Source organism: Streptococcus danieliae, from assembly GCF_009767945.1.
Taxonomy (GTDB): Bacteria; Bacillota; Bacilli; order Lactobacillales; family Streptococcaceae; genus Streptococcus; species Streptococcus danieliae.
Map to the genome: position 1 here is coordinate 1 of NZ_WSRS01000083.1, position 7855 is coordinate 7855.

General features: G+C 47.8%; 10 protein-coding genes. 7 read left to right on the plus strand and 3 right to left on the minus strand.

From position 1 onward, the window contains the following. Window positions 1-155: 155 nt before the first annotated feature. The 3 genes from E5983_RS07765 to E5983_RS07775 all read left to right on the plus strand — a co-directional run bounded on the left by E5983_RS07765 (window position 156) and on the right by E5983_RS07775 (window position 3746). Complete coding sequence (locus E5983_RS07765; RefSeq protein ID WP_160333298.1) at window positions 156-1238, plus strand: DNA alkylation repair protein; 1083 nt, start codon at window positions 156-158, stop codon at window positions 1236-1238. Between the two features lie 85 nt (window positions 1239-1323). Next, window positions 1324-2691 carry a M20/M25/M40 family metallo-hydrolase gene (locus E5983_RS07770; RefSeq protein ID WP_160333304.1) on the plus strand — a complete coding sequence of 456 codons (1368 nt, stop codon included), beginning with the start codon at window positions 1324-1326 and terminating at the stop codon, window positions 2689-2691. Window positions 2692-2708: 17 nt separating this feature from the next. Next, window positions 2709-3746: a zinc-binding dehydrogenase gene (locus E5983_RS07775; RefSeq protein WP_160333299.1), complete on the plus strand. Its 1038-nt coding sequence runs from the start codon at window positions 2709-2711 to the stop codon at window positions 3744-3746. A 318-nt stretch (window positions 3747-4064) separates the two neighbouring features. On the opposite strand, the gene E5983_RS07780 is transcribed toward E5983_RS07775, so the two are convergent. The 3 genes from E5983_RS07780 to E5983_RS07790 all read right to left on the minus strand — a co-directional run bounded on the left by E5983_RS07780 (window position 4065) and on the right by E5983_RS07790 (window position 5055). Continuing rightward, complete coding sequence (locus E5983_RS07780) at window positions 4065-4172, minus strand: putative holin-like toxin (protein ID WP_160333300.1); 108 nt, start codon at window positions 4170-4172, stop codon at window positions 4065-4067. Window positions 4173-4489: 317 nt separating this feature from the next. Beyond that, window positions 4490-4597, minus strand: a complete 108-nt coding sequence (locus E5983_RS07785; RefSeq protein ID WP_160333300.1) for a putative holin-like toxin — start codon at window positions 4595-4597, stop codon at window positions 4490-4492. 317 nt (window positions 4598-4914) lie between these two features. Further along, window positions 4915-5055 (minus strand): putative holin-like toxin, encoded by a 141-nt coding sequence (locus tag E5983_RS07790; protein ID WP_331251102.1) that lies wholly within the window; start codon window positions 5053-5055, stop codon window positions 4915-4917. A 482-nt stretch (window positions 5056-5537) separates the two neighbouring features. Here E5983_RS07790 and E5983_RS07795 point away from each other — a divergent pair, with 482 nt between their 5' ends. Genes E5983_RS07795 through E5983_RS07810 form a run of 4 tightly spaced genes read left to right on the plus strand, consistent with a single transcriptional unit; the run spans window position 5538 to window position 7804 of the window. Then, complete coding sequence (locus tag E5983_RS07795; protein ID WP_160333301.1) at window positions 5538-6167, plus strand: IS1096 element passenger TnpR family protein; 630 nt, start codon at window positions 5538-5540, stop codon at window positions 6165-6167. A 17-nt stretch (window positions 6168-6184) separates the two neighbouring features. Beyond that, a complete protein-coding gene (locus E5983_RS07800; RefSeq protein ID WP_160333302.1) occupies window positions 6185-6541 on the plus strand; it encodes a thioredoxin family protein in 357 nt (118 codons plus the stop codon). Window positions 6542-6549: 8 nt separating this feature from the next. Further along, on the plus strand, window positions 6550-7542 hold the full coding sequence (locus E5983_RS07805; RefSeq protein WP_202056579.1) for a sugar transferase: 993 nt from the start codon (window positions 6550-6552) through the stop codon (window positions 7540-7542). A 7-nt stretch (window positions 7543-7549) separates the two neighbouring features. Further along, window positions 7550-7804 carry a GT-D fold domain-containing glycosyltransferase gene (locus tag E5983_RS07810; protein ID WP_160333303.1) on the plus strand — a complete coding sequence of 85 codons (255 nt, stop codon included), beginning with the start codon at window positions 7550-7552 and terminating at the stop codon, window positions 7802-7804. Window positions 7805-7855: the final 51 nt, after the last annotated feature.

Here is a 7855-nt window from a genome sequence, read left to right on the forward strand (position 1 = left end):
AAGCGAACGATTGGAGTTTGCTTCGCAAACAAGATTTGCTACTCTCTAACAGCATACAATGCTGTTAGACCCAATCAGCTACTGCGTCAAAGGCGTTTTATTAACCAAAGTCAATGAGGCTAGACTTTTGTCCTAGCCTCTTTTTTGGAGGTTTTATGGCAGATTTGAAAGATATGTATACGGCGGAGGTTTTGACAGAGTTTGCCTGGGCCTTTGTGGAGGTGGAGGCGGATTTTCCGGTTCAGCGATTTTTGGCTGAAGTGACCCAAGGGGACTGGAAGGCACTTAGTTTGCGGCAGCGGCATGAGCGCTTGGCGCATGTTTTGGTTGCCTGTCTGGATCGTCCGTTTGAGCAGGTGGCTGACTTTTTGGAGCTGGTTGGAGTTCGGGTGCAGGGCTTTCGTTATCTATTTCTACCGGATGTAGTGTCCCTGTTTGGCTTGGAGCATTTTGCGGCTTCCATGAGGGCCTTGACGGTTTTGACGGCGTCATCGTCGGCGGAGTTCGCCATCCGTCCTTTTTTAAAACGGGATTTTGAGCGGACTTTTGAGCAGCTGCAGCGTTGGGCACTGTCGGAGAATGAACACCAGCGGCGTTTGGCCAGTGAGGGGGTGCGGCCCAATCTACCTTGGGGCCAAAAAATTCCGGACTTGGATCAGTATCGTCTGGAGATATGGGGACTTTTGGAAAATTTAAAAGCGGATCCGTCCCTCTATGTCCGTAAATCTGTGGCTAATCACTTGAATGATTGGACGCGGACACACCCGGAAGAGGTGTTGGACTTGCTGGAGGGCTGGCAGGGTTACTCTCCTGACACTGATTGGATTGTTAAGCGGGCTGCCAGAACCTTACTCAAGGCCGGGCATCCTCGGGCACTGGCCCTTTTTGGTTACAGGAGTCGAGAGGATCTGGAGCAGGTGACTTGGAATTTTCCCCCAAAAATCCATAAAGGAGAGCGGTTGTTGCTGGATTATGAGCTAGAGGTGGGCCAAGCGGGTCCCTTGCGCTTGGAGCTGCAGGTGGATTTTAGGAAACCGACGGGACGGGTGGGCCAGAAATCCTTTATGCTCAAGGATCGGGAGACTGCATCCTTGCGCGGAACTTGGTCTTATGAGTGGGTGGACAAGACCACGCGCAAGCATTGGGATGGTCCGCATGCCTTGCGTCTGCTCTTAAACGGTCAGGTCTTGTTGGAAGGTCAGCTGGAAGTGACGGGCTTTGCTGATAAGAAAATATAATCAGCCTCTTCAAGGATGGTAATTGGTCAAAGTTGGGGCGGTGTGGTAGGATGGAAGTATTGCAATCAGGAAAGTGAGAACAGATATGAGCAAGGAACGCCTGCAACAATTCGAAGAAGATGCTATTATTCAGGAATATTTTGAGAAGCTGAAGGTGCTGGTGTCCAAGAAATCTATTTTTGCCCAGCAGGTCGGTCTCTTGGAGGTGGCCAGTCTTCTGCGCGATTATTTTCATGAAGCAGGTGCTGATGAGGTGGTCTTGGACAACTCCTATGCCGCGCCTTTTGTGATGGCGAAATTCTTGTCCAACCGCCCAGATGCTAAAACAATCATTTTTTACAACCATTACGATACGGTTCCAGCCGATGGTGATCAGCTCTGGACGGGGCAGCCCTTTGAAGTCAGCGTGCGCGATGGCTTTATCTACGGACGCGGAGTTGACGATGACAAGGGCCACATCACAGCCCGCCTATCGGCCCTCAAGAAGTACCAGGCTCAGTCGGGCGGCTCCTTGCCGGTTCATGTGATTTTTATTGCCGAAGGTGCCGAGGAGTCCGCTTCGGTTGATTTGGATCGGTATTTGCAAAAATACAAAGAGGACTTGAGCGGAGCAGATTTGCTAGTCTGGGAGCAAGGGCATCGGAACCAGCAACACCAGTTGGAGATAGCCGGTGGTAACAAGGGGATTGTAACCTTTGACCTCTCAGTTGAATCAGCAGCCTTGGATATCCATTCTTCCTATGGTGGCGTGATTGACTCAGCGGCCTGGTACCTGGTCGCTGCCCTCCAGTCCATGCGAGCAGCCGATGGACGCATCCTAGTTGAGGGCATTTATGACCAGGTGCGGGAACCCAATGAACGGGAAATGGCCTTGGTTGAAGCCTATGCTCTAGCCAATCCTGAATCAGTGACGGAGATTTATGGCTTGACCCTACCAACCCTGGTTCAGGACCGGCGTGAATTTCTCAAACGCCTCTATTTTGAACCATCGATCACCATTGAAGGTCTGTCCACAGGCTACCTAGGACAAGGCGTTAAAACCATTATCCCTGCCCAAGCCCAAGCTAAAATGGAAGTCCGGCTGGTCCCAGGTTTAGATCCTCAGGATGTTTTGGAGAAAATCCGGCAGCACTTGGGTAAACACGGTTTTGACCAGGTCCAAGTAAACTTTACCCTAGGTGAAAAAAGTTACCGCAGCGATATGTCGGCTCCGCCGATCCTGCGTGTCATTGAACTAGCGGAAGCGCTGACTCCGGAAGGCGTGTCTGTCTTACCAACCTCACCGGGTACGGGACCTATGCACACCGTTTTTGAAGCTTTGGAAGTTCCGATTGCTGGCTTTGGAATGGGCAATGCGACCAGCCGTGACCATGCAGGAGATGAAAATGTCAGCATTGCTGATTATCTAGCCCATGTCGAATTGATCCAAGCCCTGATTGCAAGTTATGAATAGAAGTGAGGAGAGAAAAGATGAAATCAGCTGTTTATCTAAAACCCGGTCAAGTTGGTCTAGTGGAGATTGACCGTCCCCAGATTGAAGATCCTCAAGATGCCATCATTCGTATTGTCAGAACCTGTGTTTGTGGTTCTGATCTCTGGCGCTACCGGGATGACCAGATGGAGTTTGGCACCCGCAATTCTGGTCATGAGGCGATTGGGATTGTTGAAGAAGTCGGTGTTGCTATCACGACCGTGCAACCAGGTGACTTTGTCATTGCTCCTTTTACCCATGGTTGTGGCGAATGTGACGCTTGCCGAGCAGGCTTTGACGGGACCTGTGACAGGCATATTGGTAACAACTGGTCGGGCGGCGTCCAAGCCGAGTATATCCGTTTCCACTTTGCCAACTGGGCCCTGGTCAAAATTCCTGGCCAGCCTTCGGATTACTCTGAAGGCATGCTGAAGTCGCTTTTAAGCCTGGCTGACGTCATGCCTACAGGTTACCATGCGGCGCGTGTGGCAGATGTCAAGCCCGGTGATAAGGTAGTGGTGATTGGAGACGGTGCCGTCGGCCAGTGTGCCGTCATTGCAGCCAAGATGCGGGGAGCCAGTCAGATTGTCATGATGAGCCGCCATGCGGACCGCCAGGCCCTGGCCCGCGAATTTGGCGCAACCGCAGTTGTAGCCGAACGGGGAGAGGCAGGCATTGCCAAGGTACGGGAACTTCTCGGTGGCGGTGCCGATGCTGCCCTGGAATGTGTCGGAACCGAAGCCTCCATTGACCAAGCCCTCGGAGTCCTCCATAACGGTGGTCGCATCGGCTTTGTCGGTGTCCCTCACTATGCGAACCACGCCCTAGGTTCAACCTTTGCCCAAAATATCACCATCGGAGGCGGGGCAGCGTCTGTAACGACCTATGACAAACAAGTCCTCCTCAAAGCCGTTTTGGATGGTGACATCAATCCCGGTAAGGTTTTCACAAGTTCTTACTCCTTGGAGGATATTAACCAAGCTTATCAGGACATGGATCAACGAAAATCGATCAAGGCTATGTTAGTCTTGGAATAAGGGGAGAGATACAGTAGTTGAATTTTTTTAAGGGCACCTCTAAAAACTAAATTTCTGAAAATCTAAATGTTGATTTATCAAGGTTTGAGTGATTAAATTTGAAGAAAAACTGGGGTTTTTAGAGGTCCCCTTAAACTAAAGGAGCTCCTTCCTTTTTTTACGGATAGTCGTAAGTCAAACTTGTATTCTTGTCCAATAATAGGTATAATGTAAATGAAAAAGGGTAGTTGCGTCAACAACTACCCTTGGTAGAACCGTTTAAGACGGTGACTTTATAGGTGAGAATAACTCGTCCTACTCGGTCAAAGTGGGGACGGGTTATTTCTTTTTGTCGTCATGTTTGAAGATTGTGTAACACAAACCGATCAAAGCGATGGTAAAGGTACCAAAGCCAAGGATTGTGTGAACAATCTCAAATGCTGTCAAAAGAAAGGCTCCTCCTTTCCGTCAGATTTTGATGAGATACCCATAGGCACCACCTCACTTTCGGTTTCAGAAGCCACCGTCTCTACTTTTCTACTTGCTCTTATTATACAAAGTCCAGTAGCTTCTTGTCCATTATAAACAAGGGACTAGGATTTTTTACGGATAGCCGTAAGTCAAACTTGTATTCTTAGCCAATAATAGGTATAATTAAAATGAAAAAGGATAGTTGCGCTAACAACTATCCTTAGTAGAACCGTTTAAGACGGTGACTTCATAGTTACGAATAACTCGTCCTACTTGGTCAAAGCGGGGACGGGTTATTTCTTTTTGTCATCATGTTTGAAGATTGTGTAACACAAACCGATCAAAGCGATGGTAAAGGTACCAAAGCCAAGGATTGTGTGAACAATCTCAAATGCTGTCAAAAGAAAGGCTCCTCCTTTCCGTCAGATTTTGATGAGTTGCCCATAGGCATCACCTCACTTTCGGTTTCAGAAGCCACCGTCTCTACTTTTCTACTTGCTCTTATTATACAAAGTTCAACGGCTCCTTGTCCATCATAAACAAGGGACTAGGATTTTTTACGGATAGCCGTAAGTCAAACTTGTATTCTTAGCCAATAATAGGTATAATGGAAATGAAAAAGGGTAGTTGCGTCAACAACTACCCTTGGTAGAACCGTTTAAGACGGTGACTTCATAGTTACGAATAACTCGTCCTACTCGGTCAAAGTGGGGACGGGTTATTTCTTTTTGTCGTCATGTTTGAAGATTGTGTAACACAAACCGATCAAAGCGATGGTAAAGGTACCAAAGCCAAGGATTGTGTGAACAATCTCAAATGCTGTCAAAAGAGGCTGGGACAAAAGTCTAGCCTCATTGATCTTGGATAACAAAATATCTTTGACGCAGTAGCTGATTGGCCTCTTCGTTCGCTTTTCAAGCTCGGAAGAGGGCCTAATCAGCCTTGCGGGGGTGGGAGTAAAAAGATCCAGTGGATCTTTTTAGCATGAGCCCAAAATTAAGAAAGCGAATTAACTAAATTTTTTCAAATTTAGTTCTGTCCCACTCCCCGTCAGATTTTGATGAGATACCCATAGGCATCACCTCACTTTCGGTTTCAGAAGCCACCGTCTCTACTTTTCTACTTGCTTTTATTATACAAAGTTCAACGGCTCCTTGTCCATCATAAACAGTCGGTACAATCTACAATGAAGATTTCTAGGTATGTGTTCTTCTTGATCTCATCAGGAAGGTTTGACAAGGCCAGGTTTTGAAAAGCTCCTTAAAATATATAGGTAAAGATGTGATATAATGATTGAAAGTATTTGTGTTCTCACTTATAGAGAGATAGAAGGAGAAGTGTGTGGTTGATTTTAAAGAAATGGAAGAAAAGCTAGCTTTAGCTGCTGGTCGTTCAGCTGAGCATATTTACAAATATTTACCGATAGACAAGGCTCGTCTTTTAATTTTGGCGGATTTTGTGACGGAGGAAGATTTGCGAAAGGCTTCGCGAAAAGATTTACTAGCTGTTCGCGGTATTGGTCCAAAGACTGTTGATACAATCGAGATGGTTCTGGATCATTTAGCATTACCGGAGGCAGAGCGGGTTTCCAATCAGTGGATTATTAGAATCACAGTGGAAAAGGGAATCTATAGGGAGATTCAGATTCCTAAGATGCAGAGTTTTGCGGAACTTGCAGATGCGATTTTATGGGCTTTTGATTTTGATAATGACCACGCCCATGCTTTCTTTATGGATGGAGTTCCTTGGAGTGACCAGGTCTATTATCCAGGCTATTTAGAAGAAGAAAGGAGTCTCGGTAATTCTGAAGAAGTTACTTTAGACAAGCTAAGCAGTGGTCAGCGATTTTTGTTTGTCTTTGACTTTGGGGAAGAATGGCACTTTTACTGTCAAGTGATAAGAGACTGTTTATGGATGAGCCGAGATATCTTTTTATGTGAGAGCGTCGGAGAAGCTCCAGCTCAGTATTAAAAGAAAGAGGGATAGAGATGGATTTTTATCAAGCAGTTTCACAATTTAAACCATTGGTGACCCAGGAAGTTAGTGACAGGATTCAATCAGGAGAGAAGCTCATTCTCTTTGTTGGGCGGGCCAGTTGTTTTTATTCACGTTTATTTGCGCCCAAGTTGGCGCAGGTACAAGCCGAGCAGGGCTTGGAGGTGGCTTTTCTAGACAGCGAGAACTTTGCGGATTGGGAAGACCTGCAGGCTTTTCGGGCCCGTTACCAGATCCTGACGGTGCCGGGGCTGTTGGTGGCTGAGGGTGGCCAGGTGCGGGTGGTCTGTGATTCGTCCTTGTCACCAGAAGCGATTCGGACCTTTATTCAAGAGGGGGCGTCTTTGTAAAAGCTAAAATGAGAGTATATATTACAAATTTGAATGGACAAGCGGCGCAAAGTACGGCTCAGCTGGCCCAGAATATGGTAACCGACATCGCAACGGAATTGGGTTACCGGGAATTGGGGATCTATGCCTTTGATATGCGGGGGGATAGTGAGTCCGAGTTGTCCAAACGGTTGGATGGGATTGTAGCGGGGCTGCGGCACGGGGATGTGGTGATTTTTCAGACGCCGACGTGGAACACCACGGCCTTTGATGAGCGCTTGATGAAAAAACTACGAGCCTATCGGATTAAGATTGTGCTCTTTATCCACGATGTGGTGCCACTGATGTTTGCGGGAAATTATTATCTGATGGAGCGGACCATTGCTTACTTTAACCAGGCGGATGTAGTGGTGGCGCCGAGTCAACAGATGCTAGATGTGTTGCGCAAGCATGGCTTGACGGTTGCGAAAACCCTGGTGCAGGGAATGTGGGACCATCCGACAGAGCTGCCCCAGGCAGAAGCCAGCTTTCAGAAGGTGATTCATTTTCCGGGTTCGCCGGAGCGCTTTTCCTTTGTCAAGGAGTGGAACTATTCGGTGCCCTTGCAGCTCTACACTTGGCACCAGTTGGAGTTGCCGGATCAGGTGCGGGCCATGGGCTATAAGTCGGATCCGGAATTATTGTTGGACTTAGCTAGGGGTGGTTTTGGCCTGGTATGGATGGATGATCGGGATAAGGACTACCAGAGTCTGTATTGTCCCTATAAACTAGGAACTTTCTTAGCGGCGGGAATTCCGGTCATTGTCCAGCGGGGGATTGCCAATCAGGAATTGATTGAGTCCAATGGTCTGGGCTTTGTGGTGGATTCCTTGGCGGAAGCAGTGGAGCGGATTGAAGCCTTGGCGGAAGCGGATTACCAAGTCTTGGTGGAGCGGGTGCGGGCCTTTAACCCCTTGTTGCGTCAGGGCTATTTTAGCCGGCGGCTGCTAACGGAAGCAGTTTTTCAAGCCCTATGTCAGTGAGGAGTTTATGAGTGATTTAGGATTGATTCAAGTACGGCCGATTCTGGAGAGTTTGGCCTATATTCAGGAGCAGGGGGCGTCTGTGGCCCGGTTTGGCGATGGTGAAGTGGAGCTGATGACGGGTTCTAGTATTCCCTACCAGGACTATGACCCCGACTTGGCCCAGGCTCTCTTGGAGATTTTGACAACCCCCAGTCGGGCGGATTTTGGTTCTATAATAAGTTGTGTGGAAAGCTTGCTCTCCATGCAACTTTTTTTGTAATTCAGAGTGCAAAAAAAAGCAATTCCTAGTAAACTGATAAGTGAAAAAAAA